This window comes from Kibdelosporangium persicum (genome assembly GCF_013280595.1).
GTDB classification, from domain to species: domain Bacteria; phylum Actinomycetota; class Actinomycetes; order Mycobacteriales; family Pseudonocardiaceae; genus Kibdelosporangium; species Kibdelosporangium persicum.
The window spans coordinates 102,266-117,370 of the sequence record NZ_JAAATY010000010.1 but is presented as its reverse complement, the minus strand read 5'-3'; the positions used below and the strand labels follow the sequence as shown (position 1 = coordinate 117,370).

At 67.3% G+C, this 15,105-nt stretch carries 11 protein-coding genes; 3 read left to right on the top strand and 8 right to left on the bottom strand.

The genetic code is table 11. The features are described from left to right. Window positions 1-51 precede the first annotated feature (51 nt). The 6 genes from GC106_RS19755 to GC106_RS19730 are packed head-to-tail and all read right to left on the bottom strand — an operon-like array spanning window position 52 to window position 9,445. A complete protein-coding gene (locus tag GC106_RS19755) occupies window positions 52-1,632 on the bottom strand; it encodes a glycoside hydrolase family 13 protein (RefSeq protein ID WP_173132647.1) in 1,581 nt (526 codons plus the stop codon). Window positions 1,633-1,653: 21 nt separating this feature from the next. Continuing rightward, window positions 1,654-4,605, bottom strand: a complete 2,952-nt coding sequence (locus GC106_RS19750; RefSeq protein ID WP_173132645.1) for a CBM35 domain-containing protein — start codon at window positions 4,603-4,605, stop codon at window positions 1,654-1,656. A gap of 24 nt (window positions 4,606-4,629) precedes the next feature. After that, entirely contained in the window at window positions 4,630-5,490 is an 861-nt protein-coding gene (locus tag GC106_RS19745) for a carbohydrate ABC transporter permease (protein WP_173132642.1), read from the bottom strand. Further along, a complete protein-coding gene (locus tag GC106_RS19740) occupies window positions 5,487-6,452 on the bottom strand; it encodes a carbohydrate ABC transporter permease (protein ID WP_312872747.1) in 966 nt (321 codons plus the stop codon). The genes GC106_RS19745 and GC106_RS19740 overlap by 4 nt, the downstream gene beginning before the upstream one ends. A 1-nt stretch (window position 6,453) precedes the next feature. Beyond that, window positions 6,454-7,821 (bottom strand): ABC transporter substrate-binding protein, encoded by a 1,368-nt coding sequence (locus tag GC106_RS19735; RefSeq protein WP_173132640.1) that lies wholly within the window; start codon window positions 7,819-7,821, stop codon window positions 6,454-6,456. Window positions 7,822-7,840: 19 nt separating this feature from the next. Then, window positions 7,841-9,445 carry a glycoside hydrolase family 13 protein gene (locus tag GC106_RS19730; protein ID WP_312872746.1) on the bottom strand — a complete coding sequence of 535 codons (1,605 nt, stop codon included), beginning with the start codon at window positions 9,443-9,445 and terminating at the stop codon, window positions 7,841-7,843. Window positions 9,446-9,613: 168 nt separating this feature from the next. Here GC106_RS19730 and GC106_RS19725 point away from each other — a divergent pair, with 168 nt between their 5' ends. After that, window positions 9,614-10,627, top strand: a complete 1,014-nt coding sequence (locus GC106_RS19725) for a LacI family DNA-binding transcriptional regulator (protein WP_173132634.1) — start codon at window positions 9,614-9,616, stop codon at window positions 10,625-10,627. Window positions 10,628-10,714: 87 nt separating this feature from the next. Here GC106_RS19725 and GC106_RS19720 read toward each other — a convergent pair whose 3' ends face one another. Further along, entirely contained in the window at window positions 10,715-11,353 is a 639-nt protein-coding gene (locus GC106_RS19720; protein ID WP_173132631.1) for a hypothetical protein, read from the bottom strand. 237 nt (window positions 11,354-11,590) lie between these two features. Continuing rightward, a complete protein-coding gene (locus tag GC106_RS19715) occupies window positions 11,591-12,634 on the bottom strand; it encodes a hypothetical protein (RefSeq protein ID WP_173132627.1) in 1,044 nt (347 codons plus the stop codon). A 576-nt stretch (window positions 12,635-13,210) separates the two neighbouring features. On the opposite strand from GC106_RS19715, the gene GC106_RS19710 reads away from it, so the two are divergent. Both GC106_RS19710 and GC106_RS19705 read left to right on the top strand, forming a co-directional pair. Next, window positions 13,211-14,062: an LLM class flavin-dependent oxidoreductase gene (locus GC106_RS19710; protein WP_173132624.1), complete on the top strand. Its 852-nt coding sequence runs from the start codon at window positions 13,211-13,213 to the stop codon at window positions 14,060-14,062. 203 nt (window positions 14,063-14,265) lie between these two features. Further along, complete coding sequence (locus GC106_RS19705) at window positions 14,266-14,979, top strand: GAF and ANTAR domain-containing protein (protein WP_173132936.1); 714 nt, start codon at window positions 14,266-14,268, stop codon at window positions 14,977-14,979. Window positions 14,980-15,105: the final 126 nt, after the last annotated feature.

Sequence of the window (15,105 nt, the reverse complement as noted above, 5' to 3'; positions counted from 1 at the left end):
CGGGGGATGGGAATCGCGGCGCGAAATGATCTACTCCCGCCGAACGCCGCATCAACTTCGCCGGGTCGGCCGGGGGTCGTGCCGGGACCACCAAATTGTGGTGTCGGGGTCGACTTGCTGGTGCACGGGCATGCTGCTCAGCAGGACGTCACCTTCGATGTCCAGTGGTACGGGCCGGTCGCCCATGTTCGTCAGGCAATGGAACACGGCGTCCTCGGCTTGTCGTTCGAAATGCAGCACGGGTTCGCCCGGCGCTGACACCCAGCGGAGGTTGTCCGCGCCGCCCAGGGCAGGGTGTGCACGCCGGATGGCCAGCGCCTGCCGGTACATCTCAAGAGTGGAGCCGGGTACGCCGGTCTGTGCGGCCGCGGTGAACGTGCCCCACGAGTTCGGTTGCGGGAGCCAGGTTTCGGCGCCGGGTGGGGAGAAACCGTAGGGCGGTTCTGTGCCGTGCCACGGGATCGGCACACGGCAGCCGTCGCGGAAGCCGTCTTTCCCTGCCGTGCGGTGGAATGCCGGATCACGGCGGACGTGATCCGGCAGGTCACGCACCTCGGGCAGGCCCAACTCCTCACCTTGGTAGAGGTAAGCCGAGCCGGGCAGGGCGAGCATCAGCAGCGTGGCTGCACGACCTCTGCGCAGGGCGTCACGGTCGTCGGCGTTCGCGTGCAGGCGTGTGGTGTGCCGGACGACGTCGTGATTGGACAGTACCCAGGTCGTCGGTGCGCCGACCGCTCGCATGGCGGCCAGCGAGGAATCGATGATCTCCCGTTGTACCGCCGGGTTCCACGGGCTGGTCAGGTGATGGAAGTTGAAGGCCTGGTGCAGTTCGTCCGGCCGGACGTACTGCGCGGTCCGCGCCAGAGTCGGTCCCCACGCCTCCGCGACACCGACCGCTTCGTATTCGTCGAGCAGCAGCCGCCAATCGCGGTAGATCTCGTGCACGCCGTCCTGGTCCCAGAACGGCGCGCTGGTGAGGTCCAGGAGCTGCGCCTTGTCACCGTGATCCGGCAGCCCGTCGGCTTTGACCAGGCCATGCGCGACATCGACCCGGACACCGTCGACACCGCGGTCCAGCCAGAACCGCAGGATCGACCGGAACTCCGCGGCCACCGCCGGATGGTCCCAGTTGAAATCGGGCTGCTCGGGAGCGAACAGGTGGAGGTACCAGTCGCCGTCCGGCGTCTGGGTCCACGCGGGACCGCCGAACAGCGACTGCCAGTCGTTGGGCGGCCCGCCGTCACGGCCGCGCCGGAAGTGGTAGCGCTCGCGGCACGGACCGCCGGCGAGTGCGTCCTGGAACCACGGGTGCTGGTCGGACGAGTGATTGGGCACGATGTCCACCAGCACCCGCAGCCCCAGGGCATGCGCGTCCTCGATCAGCGCCTCGGCGTCCGCGAGGCTGCCGAGAGCGGGATCGACGGCACGGTAGTCGGCCACGTCGTACCCACCGTCTGCCTGCGGCGAGGCATAGAACGGCGACAACCACACAGCGTCGACGCCAAGGTCTCGCAGATACGGCAGGCGAGCACGGACACCGTTGAGGTCACCGACGCCATCGCCGTCAGAATCCGCGAAACTACGCGGGTAGAGCTGGTAGATCACCGCGTCACGCCACCACGACTGTCCCATCGATCCCCTCTTGGAAGCTCGTCACCAACCGGAGTTGCCTGCTCCGCGTTGGATGGTGAACCCGTTCTCGTTGACCATCGGCATGCTGCCCGTGCCCTTCACACCGGCGACCGTCACACCGTCGAAGCGGCCGGTGCCGGAGACCTGGAAGTGCATGCCGTGCGAGTTGGCGTTGGACACCGTTCCCGCGCCGTCGTCGAACACGTCGGTGGCGCCGCCCGTGCCGTTGATCCTCACATTGGTGAGCGTCACGTTGCTGATCACCTTCTGCCAACTGAACAGCAGACCGTGGTACGAGCTGTCGTCGATCTGCAGGTCACGCAACGCGATCGCGCCAGTGATGTCGGCGCGTTCGGCGAACAGCCACACGGCACCGGTGTGGTTGTGCCAGTCCCAGTTGTGCGTGCCGGTGCGCGTGAACGTGTTGCGCTGCAACACTGTCGTGCCACCGAAGGGACGGGAGGCGTGCCAGGTGGACACCATGACGCCGCCGCCGTTGAACACGGTGTCGGCGATGACGCTGTCTTCGATCCGGTTGTCGTCGCCGCCGTAGATCGCGCCGCCGTTGGCCAGGATCGGCAGGCTGATCGTGTTGAACGCGAACACACTCCGGCTGACCGTGCCGCCGTTGGGGTCGTCCCAGGACCACATCGCCATCGCGTCGTCGCCGGTGTTGCGGAACGTGCTCTGCTCGATGCGTACGTTGGTGGAGTTGCCGTTGACGTTCACGCCGTCGGCCATGGTGTTGCGTACGCGCAGACCTGCCGCGTACAGGCCGTCGCCGCCCTTGACCCACATGCCGACCTTGGCATGGTTGGTGGCCACGTTGAAGATCACCGAACCAGTGCCGAACTGCCCGTCGAGGAACGCGTCGGAGTTCGGCGCGGTGTCAGGGTCCCGCGTGGTCACGTCGCCGTCGAACGTGAAGTCCGTCAGCCGGGTGCCGCCGCCGTTCGGAGCGAAGCCGCCACGACGGTTGACGCCCTGCAAGACCGTATGCCACATGCCCGCACCACGGATGTCGACACCGTTGAACGTCACCAGCGAGCCGATGGTGAACGTGCCAGCCGGAATCCACACGCCTTTCACAGTCGTACCCTGCGCCGCGGAGATCGCCGCACGCAAGGCGTCGGTGTCGTCGACGCCATCGTTCGCACGGGCGCCGTGCGCGGTGATGGCGACGTATCCGGCAGGGGACTGGCGTGCCGGGTCGGCAACCTCGGCGTCGATGAGGTCGACCGTGATGTAGTCCGTCGCGGTGGTCTGCTTGGCGAGCCGGAGAACCGTGCCCGCCGGATAGGCCTGCGGCAGGAGAATCCGTGCGTCGTCGAAGAACCGATGTGGACGTTCGCCGCCAGGAGCGCCGTTGAACGGATACGGGCCGTACATCCAGGAGTACTTGGACGACAACGAGAGGTCCGCGACCTTGGCGCCGTTCGCGAGCACGGCCAGCGGTGCGGTCACGCCGGTTCCGGCGGCGTTGTCCGGGATGCTGGCTCGGACGGTGATCGCGTTGGCGGGTTTGGTCAGGGTCACCTGGACGTACTGAGTGGTGCCGGTGAGCTTGACCGCGCTGCGGCCGGACGCCTCGGCGACATCGGTCGTGTATTTGCGGCCCGGGGCGAGTTTCGTGCCGTTGGTGGTGCCGGATTCCGCTTCGTAGGTCGTGTACGGCACGGTCGCGCCACGCGCGGCCAGTCCGGCGGTCCCGGACAGCACCAGGTTGTCCAGCTGCACGCCGCCGCTGTCACCGCCGTCGACGTGGAAGCCGATGATGTTGAGACCACTGCGCAAGTCCACCGACTGGGCCGTGGTCTGCCACTGTGTACCCGAGGGAAGTGACAACTGCCGCAGCTTCAGACTGTTGGCGTACAGGGAAAGGGTGCGTGCCGTGCCGGAGTCGTTGCGGAATCGCAGCGTCATCGTGGCGGCTCCGGCCGCCGTCTGGTTGACCGAACGGATGACTCGCGCGCCAGCACCGAGTCCGGTCACCGAGCCGGTCCCGGTCGCCCCGGAAGGTGAGGTGGTGACGCTTGCCCCACCGGCGAGGAAACCTCTCTCCAGTTCGTAGGTCCCAGGCTCGACGGGTGGCACGGTCGTTGTCGGGGTGACCTTGATGCTGTCGAGATTGACGTTGCCGTTGTCGTTGCCGCCGTACGAGATGACGATCGTGTTCGGCCCGTCCTTCGTGGTGATCGCGGCGACCGCGGTGTCCCATGTGGTCCACGAAGCGGTCGCGGGCAGCGACAGCTGCTGCACCGATCCGTTGACGGACAAAGACATGGTCCTAGTGGAGCCGGTGCCGTTGGCGAAGCGAACGGCGAGTTCCGCGTCGCCAGGCGTGCCGGTGACGGTGAAGCTCGCGGCAGCGCTGCCCCGGTTGGCATCGACGAACCCGCCGACATAGCCGGAACCGGTGTACCCGGAGTGCTCGGATTCGACGCGCGCCCCACCGGCCAGCGCGGCGCTTTCGGCTTCCACCGTGCCGGGCGCGGAGGCAGGCACCTGATCGACGATGAGGCTGTCGAGGTTGACGTTGCCGTTGTCGTTGCTGCCGTACGAGAACGAGATGGTGTTGGAGCCTGCGTTCAGGGTGACGGTCTGCCGCACGGTGCCCCACGTGGTCCAGCCGGCCGTGGCGGGCAGGGAAATCTGCCGTGCACTGCCGTTGACGGTCAACGTGAGGGTGCGCGTGGACCCTGTGCCGTTGGCGTACCGCAGAGTCAGGTCATTGGCACCGGCGGTTGTGGCGCTGGTGGTGAACCGTGTGGTCGCGTTGCCGCGGTTGGCGTCCACGAAACCGCCCACGTACCCGCTGCCGGTGAATCCGGTGTGCTCGGACTCGACCCGCGCACCGCCCGACAGTGCCGCGGACTCCGCTTCGAGCGTGACCGGAGCCGCTTCACTTGGGGCGACCGCCAGGCCACCGGCGAGCAGGGCCGCGAGGGCGGCCACTGATAACTTGCGCAACATCGTTGTTGCCTCCTGGAGGGGTGGTCAGCCTTTGATCGCGCCTTCCAGCGCGCCGCCGCGCAGGAAAAGCCGTTGGAAGATCAAAAAGAGCGCGACCGGGATGACGGTCGAGATGGCCAGCGCGGCGAGGAACACGTCCAGCTCCACGTAGCGTTGCAGCGCGGGCAGCCGTACCGACAACGGCTGCACCGCCGGGTCCGGCAGGACCAGCAGCGGCCAGAGGAAGTCCTTCCAGCTGGCCACCACGGCGAACACCGACACCACGCCGATGATCGGCCGCGAGAGCGGCAGCACCACCGACCAGAAGATCCGCACCGGCCCGGCACCGTCCACCCTGGCCGCCTCGACCATCTCACGCGGCAGCCCGGCGAAGAACCGTTGCACCAGAACGACGTTGAACGCGCTCGCACCGGACGGCAGCCACACGGCCCAGAACGTGTTGATCATCCCGGCGTCGACCACCGTCAGGTAGAGCGGCACAAGCAGCACGATGGACGGTACGAACAGGGTGCCCAGCACTACTCCGGTGACGAGCCCGCCGTACCGAGGCCGCAACACCGCCAGCGCGTACCCGGCGGTCGTCGCGACGATGATCTGCACCGCCCAAGATCCGGCCGCGAGCACCACGGTGTTGAGGAAATGCTTGTCGATCTCCACGCGTGTCCAGGCCGTGACCAGATTCGCGAAGTCGAAACCGTTCGGGAACACTGACAACGGCGTGCGCAGTGTGTCCTGCGTCGGGGTGATGGCCGCCTTGGCCAGCCACAGCACGGGTCCCAGACCGGTCAGCAGCAGACCGCCGAGCAACAACACCTGTAACGTTCGCAACACGACCCGGATGCGCGCGGTCGCCCATTCCGACGGCGAGACAATGCCACGGCTCATGAACCGCTCCAGGACTTCGTCAGCCGGAAGTACACCACGGAGAACACGGCCAGTGCCGCGGCGAGCATGATGCTCAACGCGGTCGCCGCGCCGTAGTCGCCGCCCAGGCTGTTGGCGAACGCGTAGTCGTAGATCAACAGCAGCAGGGTGGTGGTGGAGTTCGCCGGGCCGCCGCCGGTGAACAGGAACGGTTCCAGGAACACCTGTGCCGTGCCGATGATCTGCAGGATGAACGTCACGAGCAGCACGGTGCGCAGCCGCGGCAACGTCACGTGCCACACCTTGCGCCAGATGCCCGCCCCGTCGATCTCCGCCGCCTCGTACAGGTCCGCGGGAACACCGGCCAGCGCGGCGAGGTAGATGATCACCGTGCCCCCGGCCGCGGCCCAGGTCGCCTCCAGCACCAGGGCGGGCATGGCGCTGCCCTGGTCCTGCAGCCACTGCCACGGGCCGAGCCCCACCCAGCCCAGCACGGTGTTGAACACGCCGCTCGGGCTGGCGTCGTAGAAGAACTTCCACAGCAGCACCGCCACCACCGGCGGCACGACCACGGGCAGATACGCCAGAGCGCTGAACAGTCCCCGGCGAGCACGGACCTCGCTGATCAGGACCGCGACGACCAGCGGGATCGGGTAGCCGAACAGCAACGCCAGGAAGGCGAACCACAGGGTGTTCTCCAGCGCGGTCCACAACAGAGGGTCGGTCAGCACCTGGACGAAGTTGTCCAGCCCGACGAACTCCGCCGGCCCGACGAGGTTCGTGCGCTGGAAGCTCATCACCACCGACTGCACGATCGGGGCCCACGAGAACACGCCGAAGACGATCAGCAACGGCAGCAGGAACAGCAAGGTGCTCAACCCGCCCCGCCGGACCCAGGAGACCGGGCTGCGGCGGCGCGAGGCGGATCCGGGCTCGCGCGGCGCCGTGGCGGGCGCCGCGCGCACGGGCGACTGCACGGCCACGTCAGCTCCGGCCGATCTGGTTCTGCACGTCGGCGTCGGCCTTGGCCAGCAACGCCGCGACGTCGGCGGACTGGTCGGTCAGCACGGTCTGCACGGTCGTGTCGAGGATCTTGTAGACGTCCTGGGTCGACCGGGTCGGTTCGGTGAGCAACGGCTGGTCGAACATCTTGTCGGTGTACGGCTTCATCTGGGCCAGCGGGATGTTGACGTACGGCTTCGTCCACTGCTGGGCCTTGTCGTACGTGGCGCGGTCCACGACCGGCAGCGTGGGAACACCGACCGGCTGCTTGGTCTCCGCGAGGGTCTTGGCATCGGCGACCGCGGCCTGCTCGTCGGTCAGCTTGCCCATGTAGTAGAAGTCGATCCACTTCACCGCGGCGTCCTTGCTGCGGTCGCCGATCTTCGGGCTCACGACCGCGAGTGTGCCGCCGCCGAGCACACCGGCCTGTGGCTTGTCCGCCAGCGGCAGCGCGGCCACGCCGTAGTCCTCGGGCTTGAGGCCGTTCTGCGTGACGAGGTTGCCGTAGTTGCCGCCGCCGGAGACGTACATCCCGATCCGGCCGGCCGCGAAGTCCTGGTTGATGCCCGCCCAGTCGTAGAGGAAGTTCGCGCCCATGCTGTTGTCCTGCCAGCGCATCGCGCGCAGGGTGTTGAGCACCTCGGCCATCTCCGGGGTGTCGATGGTGGCCTCGGCCTTGTCACCGTCGACCTTCTCGGTACGGCCGCCGAACGCGTAGTCCAAAGTGGTCAGGATCCAGCCGCCGGTGTTGCCCTGCGTCATTGTCGCGTAACCCGCCTGGCCGGTGCGTTCGGTGATCTGCTTGGCCGCGGTGCGCACCTCCGCCCATGTCGTCGGCGGCTTGTCCGGGTCCAGACCGGCCTGCCGGAACAACGTCCGGTTGTAGTGCAGCGCCTGTCCATAGGCCGCGATGGGCACTGCCCACTGCTTGCCGTCGGCGGCCTGTCCGGCCTTGGCCACGTTGGGGTTGAGCGCTCCCGCGTACGGCAGTTTGGCCACCTGCTCGCTGACGTCCGCGATCTGCTTGCGTTCGATCAGTCCCCGGCCGTCGGTGAACGGCACCGTGAACACGTCCGGCACGGTCCCGCCGGCCAGTTGCGCCGTGAACGTGGCCGCGGTCCAGGTGTACTCCTGGGTGCGGACGTCCACAGTGGGATTGGCCTGCTCGAACTGCTCGGCCCGCTTGGTGAAGGCGTCGACCGCGGCCTTCTCCAGGCCCGCGTCGATGGCGACGGTGATGACGACCTTGCCGTCGGTGCCGACCTGGTCTTCCGGGCTGGACCCGCAGGCGGACAGGGCGAACGGCACAACGAGCGCGGTGGTCAGGATTCTGATGCGGGAGGACTTCATCGTCTGGCTCCAGAGTGGATCACGCCCGCAGCCAGGCGGCTGCGTCTGCGGGTAGGTGGTCACCATCGACAGTCGTGCTGGCCAGCAGCACCTCGCGGTGGTCAGGCAGGGGCAGTGGCTCGTCGCCGAGGTTGACGACGCAGAGCACATCATCGCGGCGGAAGGCGAGCACGTCCTCGCGGCTGTCCAGCAGGTCGAAGGACTCGCCGCGCAGGCCGGGCTCGGACCGGCGCAGCGCCAGCGCCCGCCGGTAGAGGGAGAGCATCGAGCCAGGGTCGCCGGTTTGTGCTTCCACGGACCGCTCATTCCAGCCAGCGGGTTGGGGAAGCCACGGTTGAGCGTCCGATGTGTCCGGTCCGAACCCGCAGGACGAGCCCGTACGGGTCCACGGGATCGGCACGCGGCAGCCGTCCCGGCCCGGGTCCACGCCACCGGACCGGAAGTGCATCGGGTCCTGCAACACGTCGAGCGGCAGATCCTCCACTTCGGGCAGTCCCAGTTCGTCACCCTGGTAGATGTACAGCGCTCCGGGCAGCGCGGCGGTCAGCAACGCCGCGGCACGTGCCCGCCGCTCGCCCAGCGCGAGGTCGGTGGGCGTGCCGAACCGTTTGTCGGCGAAGCTGAACCCGCTTTCCGCCCGGCCGTAGCGGGTGACCGGCCGGGTGACGTCGTGGTTGGACAACACCCAGGTGGCCGGCGCCGCGACCGGGGCGTGCGCGTCCAAGGTGGACTGGATCGAGTCGCGGAACTCCTTGGCGTCCCACGGCCGGCTCATGAAGTCGAAGTTGAACGCGGAGTGCATCTCGTCGGACCGCAGGTAGCGCGCGAACCGGTGCCGGTCGTCCAGCCAGATCTCGCCGACGAGCACGCGCGGCTCGGCGTAGGAGTCGGCGATAGCCCGCCACGAGCGGTAGATGTCGTGCAGTCCGTCCCGGTCGACGAACGGGTGCTCGCCTGGCCCGAAGGTCTCCGGCACCTCGGGCAGGGCCGGGTCCTTCACCGGCATCGTGGCCGAGTCCACCCGGATGCCCGCCACGCCGCGGTCGAACCAGAACCGCAGCACGTCCTCGTGTTCGCGCCGGACGTCCGGGTGGTTCCAGTTCAGATCCGGCTGCTGCGGGGCGAACAGGTGCAGGTACCACTGGCCGTCCGGCACACGGGTCCAGGTGCGGCCGGAGAAACTCGAGGTCCAGTCCGTGGGCGGCAGCTCGCCGTGCTCGCCCCGGCCGTCGCGGAACCAGAACCGTTCCCGCTCCGGCGATCCAGGTCCGGCGGCCACCGCCTGCCGGAACCAGACGTGCTGGTCGGAGACGTGGTTGGGCACGACGTCGACGATCGTGCGGATGCCCATTTCCTTCGCCTCGCCGATCAGCGCCTCGGCGTCGGCGAGCGTGCCGAACTGCGGGTCGATCGCCCGGTAGTCCGCCACGTCGTACCCACCGTCCGCGAGCGGCGAGGCGTACCAGGGGGTGAACCAGATGGCGTCCACACCCAGGTCACGCAGGTACGGCAGGCGAGCGCGGACGCCGTTGAGGTCGCCCGTGCCGTCGCCGTCGGAATCGGCGAAGCTGCGCGGATAGATCTGGTAGATCACCGCGTCGCGCCACCACCGCGCTTCTGTCACCGGTTTTCCTTCCATGCAGCCTTCAGCCGGCGATGAACTGGTCAATCGCCGCAGATGAGAGTAGGTTTAGCGCTATATCTCCGTTGGGTTGGGACAGTAAACCTCCCGGTCGCGGGGTGTCAACGCCGGGACGCATCTACGCTGGATGACGTCGGAAGGGACTCACGTATGCGGGTGACGCTGAAGGACATCGCCGATGCGGCCGGGGTGAGCATCATGACCGTGTCCAACGTGATCAACGGACGGCACGCCCGCGTCTCGGCCGAGACCACCGCCCGGATCCAGCGGATCGTGGGTCAGCTCGGCTACGTGCCCAACGGTCAGGCCCGCAGCCTCGCGGCGCAGACGTCCCAGCTGATCGGGCTGCTCGTGCCCGCTGGTCACGGGAGCCTGGCGATCACCCCGCACCACGCCGAGTTCCTGGGCCAGGCGGAACGACAGCTGCGCCGGCACGGATACCACCTGATGCTGCGCGGAATCGCCGAGCCTCGTGAGGTCGCGGAGGCGCTGCGGTCGTGGAGCCTGGACGGCGCGATCCTGCTGGGATTCCTCGACGAGGACATCGACCGCCTGGACCGCAGGACGATCGGCAGCATCCCCGTTCTCGCGATCGACAGCTACTCGGCGAATCCGCTCACCATCGGTGTCCGCTCCGACGACGTCACCGGAGCGCGCCTGGCGGCCGAGCACCTGCTTTCGCTGGGCCACAAGAACATCGTCTTCGCGGGCCCGACCGTCCACAACGCGGGTGTCGTGCACGAACGCTTCCTGGGCTTCCAACAGGCCCTGCACCAGGCCGGAATCCCCGATCCGGCCGTCGAGACGGCCGACACCACCCACGCCGACGGCGTCACCCTGGGCCGCCGCCTGCTCGACACCCATCCCCACGCCACCGCGGTCTTCGCCACCGCCGACATCCTCGCCATCGGCATCATGGAAGGCCTCACCGAAGCCGGTGTGCCGGTGCCCCAACGAGTTTCCGTGGTCGGCTTCGACAATCTGGACATCAGCTCGTACACCACACCCAAGCTCACCACAGTCGCCCAGGACATCACCGGCAAGGCCGTCGAGGCGGTAACCCGCCTGCTGGCCATCGCCGAGAACGGCGAACACCCGTCAGCACCGGCGGTTCTCGACGTCGAGCTGATATCACGAATGTCCACCGCGGCCGCCGCGTCGTAGCGGATCGAGGTTTCCCGCTGGGTGTATCGGCCAACGGGAAACCCGGAGCTGGTGGAACGTCGCCGAACCGGTGTCACAGGCGAGGCATCAGCTCAGCAGCCGCCGCCACCAGGAGTCGATCACCTTGCCCGCTTCCGGCCGCGGGAACGGGTGGTCGGGCAAGCGGATCCATGCCATCAGGTCCGTTTCCTTCACGGTCACGCGGGACGGAAGGAACGTGTCCGGAGCGGCCGCGGGCACATGCCGGACGATGTCGTCGTAGAACCGGTCCGAGACGATCATCGCCAGCAGGCCGGTCGACGTCCCGAGAACCTCCTTCAGAATCGGTGCGTCGATCAGCCGGAACGCCCGGGTGACCGAACCGCCCGTGACGCCGTACCGGTCGAAGAGCACCTCCCCGGCGTCGATGGCCAGCCGCAGCCGGATCCGCGCCAGGTCGGCCGACTTCGCATTGTGCTCCCGGATCGCCGCGACCAGCCGGCTGGGGAACTGGTCGATCAGGCGGCACTTCGGCACCACGGGATCGACCAGCAGCAGAATCCCGTCGCCGCGATCGTCGCGGGTGTAGTGCTCGCTGAGGATTCCGGCTTCGGTCAACGCCTTCTCGGTGATCTCGTAGAGCCCTTCCCGGACCGCCCGCTGGTGCACAATCGTCCGCGAGGGGTCGCCGAACTTCTCCACGTCGATCAGGACAATCGCTCGGTGTACGGACGAAAGCAGATGCATGGGCCTCACCCCGTCCCAAAGCAGTAGCCAACGCTTAATGTGAGTAGTAGGCGCCGCGCCGCCAGGGCAAGTCAATCGAGATCACGAAGACCGGTGCGCGTTTACCATTCCGTGCTGCCGGGACACATCCACTCTTCCCGCCGAGCTGCCTGGTTCCGTCCGGGTTCGCCCACAATCGCCCAGCCGTGGACAGGGGAAAGGGCCGGGCTCGCGCACCGGCCCTTCCCGTCGGGTCTGTCATTCCTCGCCCATTGATCCCCTTTCGGGCCATCGCCAGGAAACGCCGTACTTGAGTCCGAACCTGCAGTCGGTGAACACCTGCTCCGCGTAACCGAGACGGTTGACCGCGAGGTATCGCGAAGATCCTCGTGGTGGCGGTGTCATGAACTCGACTTCGTCCCCACCGGCGAAACTCCAGATGTCATCGGGTGACGTGCCGGGATCGAACTGTACTCGATAGAGCAACAGCTTCACGCCGGCAGACGCTACGTTGTGATAAAAGAGCGTCTCGGTCTCCTTTGTGGAGTGAATCACCACCTTGTATGCGAAGAACACGCTTTCGCCCTGTTTGAGCGGCTGTGGAAGTTCCAGTTTGGACACCAGAATGCCGCGACCCATGTGCCGGGAATCGACCTTGCGGCAGTTGAGCAGAGGTACGACCTCGCAGCTGTCAGCGCTGCGATCGGAGAAGTACCAGCCTCGCGCGTTGACCCGGTCGAACCCGTCCCGGTGCGACACGAGCCAGCGGGACGTGGTCATTTCGGTCGCCAGCTTGCCGCGCAGGCGCCACGCCACCTCGATGCGGTCGAACGAGTGGTCGGGCACGGTGCCGTGGTCGGCCACCGGCGACCCGTTGCGGTAGGTGTTCCATTGTTCCGGGGAATCGTTCAGTTCCCCGATCTTCAGCGGCAGGATGTCGGCCAGTGCGTTGACGGCACTGCGCCACCAGGCGCGCACCGTGTCGGCATGGACGGCCCGTTTCTCGGCCAGCGCGGCCTGCCGGGCCATCGCCGATCTTCCCCGGACGGGTGAACCGTCGAGATTCAACGTCACCCGTGCCGCGGTTCGTGCCTTTTCGCCGCGCAGATCCGCGACGACATCGACGATCAATTTGTACAGCATGCGGGTGGAGTCCGTGACCGACCACTCCGGCAAACGAGCCATCAGGGCGAGCAACCTGGTCGATTCCAGCTTCGCCGGGGTCAGTCCCTCGTCCCTGGCGACACCCTGCAGCTCATTTCTGAGCTCTTCGTGTGACGAGCGTACATCCACCTCGATCACGTTCCTCCACCGCCTCGCGGCCCCCGCGCGTGATTGAGCGTCTGAAATGATAGCCGTTTCGACGCCATGGTGAAGGGCGGTGTTCGCACGTCAGCCCATCGACATATCCACGCGAGAACTTTCCACTCGATGAGGTGTCGTCCGGCGCCCGATCGGGTTAATCGCCTTCAACCCGTTGGCCCATATCCAGCGGTCCGCGGCACCGGTAGTTGCCAATATTCGGATCACGCGCCGAGTTGGTTTCGCAGGGGACACGGCCTGATGGATCATGTCATCGAATATCAAGATTCTCAAGCGCGTCACCGTGAACCGTCGTGGGCGGCGCGAACGCGATTCATTCCGGCATGTCGGGGGCGAGCGGTGATCAACGGCGCCGCCGAACTCGCTTCCTCGCGAGTTTCCTCTCCACTGTGGACTGCCTGGGCGATGTGGTGATCCATTCCTGTGGCCCGGCATGGCCACGCGCACTCACGGTTGGCGACTTCGCGCCATCAAAAGCGCCCAGTCCCGGCACGCGAGCGCGGTAAGTTCGTTACTTACCGAACCGTGCGTCACCAGCCAGGAGGATTCCATCTCATGAAAATCGGCATCGGGCTGCCCAACCAGGTGCGCGACGTCCGGCCACACGTCATTCCCGAATGGGCCGCGCGCGCCGAGGATGCCGGTTTTTCGACGCTCGGCACAGTCGGCCGGCTGGCGTACCCCGGCGTGATGGACACGGTCGCGCTGGCCGCCGCGGCGGGCGCGACGAAGAGCATCGGTCTGATCAGCAACATCCTGATCGGGCCGGCGTGGCCGGCCACCCTGCTGGCCAAGGAGATCGCGGCCATCGACGGAGTCTCCGGCGGGCGGCTGACGCTGGGCGTCGGCGTGGGTGTGCGTCCCGACGACTTCGTGGCCGACGGACTGGGCATCTCAGGGCGCGGCAAGCGGATGGACGCCGACCTCGAGACCTACCGTGAGGTCTGGAACGGTGCACCGGTCGGGGGCGGTGACAACCCGGCGGTGCCGCCTGGCACCCGTCAGGTTCCCTTGCTGTTCGGCGGAATGTCACCGGCCGCGTACGCCCGGATGGCTCGCTGGGGGCAGGGCTACATCGCAGGCTCGGTCCCGGCCGCGATGGCCGGCCAGTTCTTCGACGCCGCTCGGGACGCATGGCGGCAGCAGGGCCGCGAGGGTGAGCCATGGCTGGTCGGCATCGCGTACTTCGCGTTGACCGACCCGGACACCGGCCGTCGCAAGGTCGCCGACTACTACGCCGGTTCCGGTGACTTCGTCGACATAGTCGTCGGTTCCATGAGCGCCACGCCGGAGGCCGTACGCAGCACCACGAAGGCGTTCAGCGACCTCGGTGTCGACGAGTTCATCCTCAACCCGACCACCGACGAACTCGACGACATCAGCAAGCTCGCGGACATCGTGCTCTGACATCACCTTGGGGGCGTCGCGAGTGGACCGGCGACGCCCCTGAATCCACGAGGACGCGCCGGGAACTGCCTGTTTCTCACCGCCGTCCGCTGCTACGTGTGAGATTCTCGGACTGACGTACCGGCTGGGCATCGAACGCGGTGTGGCGGACAGTCGTGCGGGCCGGTATAGGTATGTCGAGCCGGCCGAGTGGAGCGTGCATGATGGCTGATTTGCTGGACGAGGTCACTGACGCGATGTCGGCTCTGACCGCCGCGTTGGAGAACAGATCCGACACGTCGCAGATGCTGGACGCGGTGTGTGCCGAGGCCGTCCGGGTGGTGCCTGGCGCGGACATGGCAAGTGTCACGGTCGTCGAGAACCAGGGCGCGCGGACAGCCGCCTTCACCGACCGGCGTGCCGTCGAGATCGACAAGGTCCAGTACGAGGCCGCGGACGGTCCGTGCCTGCGTGCCGCGGCGACCGGGGAGATCGTGCGGGTGTCGCTTCGGACGGCGAGGGCGTTGTGGCCGGACTTCGTCGCCACCGCCCAGCGGATGGGGGTGGGCAGCCATCTCGCCGCGCCGTTGTCCGTCGACGAGCAGTTGTCGGGTGCGATCAACCTTTTCGGGTTCGGTGACCACGGCTTCGAGGAGATCGACTCCCAGTTGCTGGCGCTGTACACCACGATCGTGACGTTCGGGCTGAGAACCACCCGTCGCTACCGGGAAACCTGTGAGCTGGCCGGGCACCTCGAGGTCGCGATGCGTTCGCGGGCGGTGATCGAGCAGGCGAAGGGCATTCTGATGGCCAGCCACGGCATCGGCGAGGAGGAGGCGATCCGGCGACTGGTCGCCGAGTCGCAGGACACGAACACCAAGCTTCGCCAGATCGCGGCCGATCTCGTTCGCAGGGCGTCGGCGTCGCATTCACCCTGACGGTGGTGAGAGGTAGTGCCGGTGATGTCACTGGGCTACCGTGGGAGGAGTCGTCAGGTCCTGGCGGGTGTGCACCAGGCCCCGTTCGCAAACGGCGGATGTCGGGATGCCGAAGACGACGGAAGG

What these genes read in the sequence shown, in the direction of transcription:
- GC106_RS19735 (WP_173132640.1), bottom strand. Translation starts at nt 7,821, where the DNA reads ATGAAGTCCTCCCGCATCAGAATCCTGACCACCGCGCTCGTTGTGCCG.
- GC106_RS19720 (WP_173132631.1), bottom strand. Translation starts at nt 11,353, where the DNA reads ATGCATCTGCTTTCGTCCGTACACCGAGCGATTGTCCTGATCGACGTG.
- GC106_RS19710 (WP_173132624.1), top strand. Translation starts at nt 13,211, where the DNA reads ATGAAAATCGGCATCGGGCTGCCCAACCAGGTGCGCGACGTCCGGCCA.
- GC106_RS19755 (WP_173132647.1), bottom strand. Translation starts at nt 1,632, where the DNA reads ATGGGACAGTCGTGGTGGCGTGACGCGGTGATCTACCAGCTCTACCCG.
- GC106_RS19725 (WP_173132634.1), top strand. Translation starts at nt 9,614, where the DNA reads ATGCGGGTGACGCTGAAGGACATCGCCGATGCGGCCGGGGTGAGCATC.
- GC106_RS19745 (WP_173132642.1), bottom strand. Translation starts at nt 5,490, where the DNA reads ATGAGCCGTGGCATTGTCTCGCCGTCGGAATGGGCGACCGCGCGCATC.
- GC106_RS19750 (WP_173132645.1), bottom strand. Translation starts at nt 4,605, where the DNA reads ATGTTGCGCAAGTTATCAGTGGCCGCCCTCGCGGCCCTGCTCGCCGGT.
- GC106_RS19705 (WP_173132936.1), top strand. Translation starts at nt 14,266, where the DNA reads ATGGCTGATTTGCTGGACGAGGTCACTGACGCGATGTCGGCTCTGACC.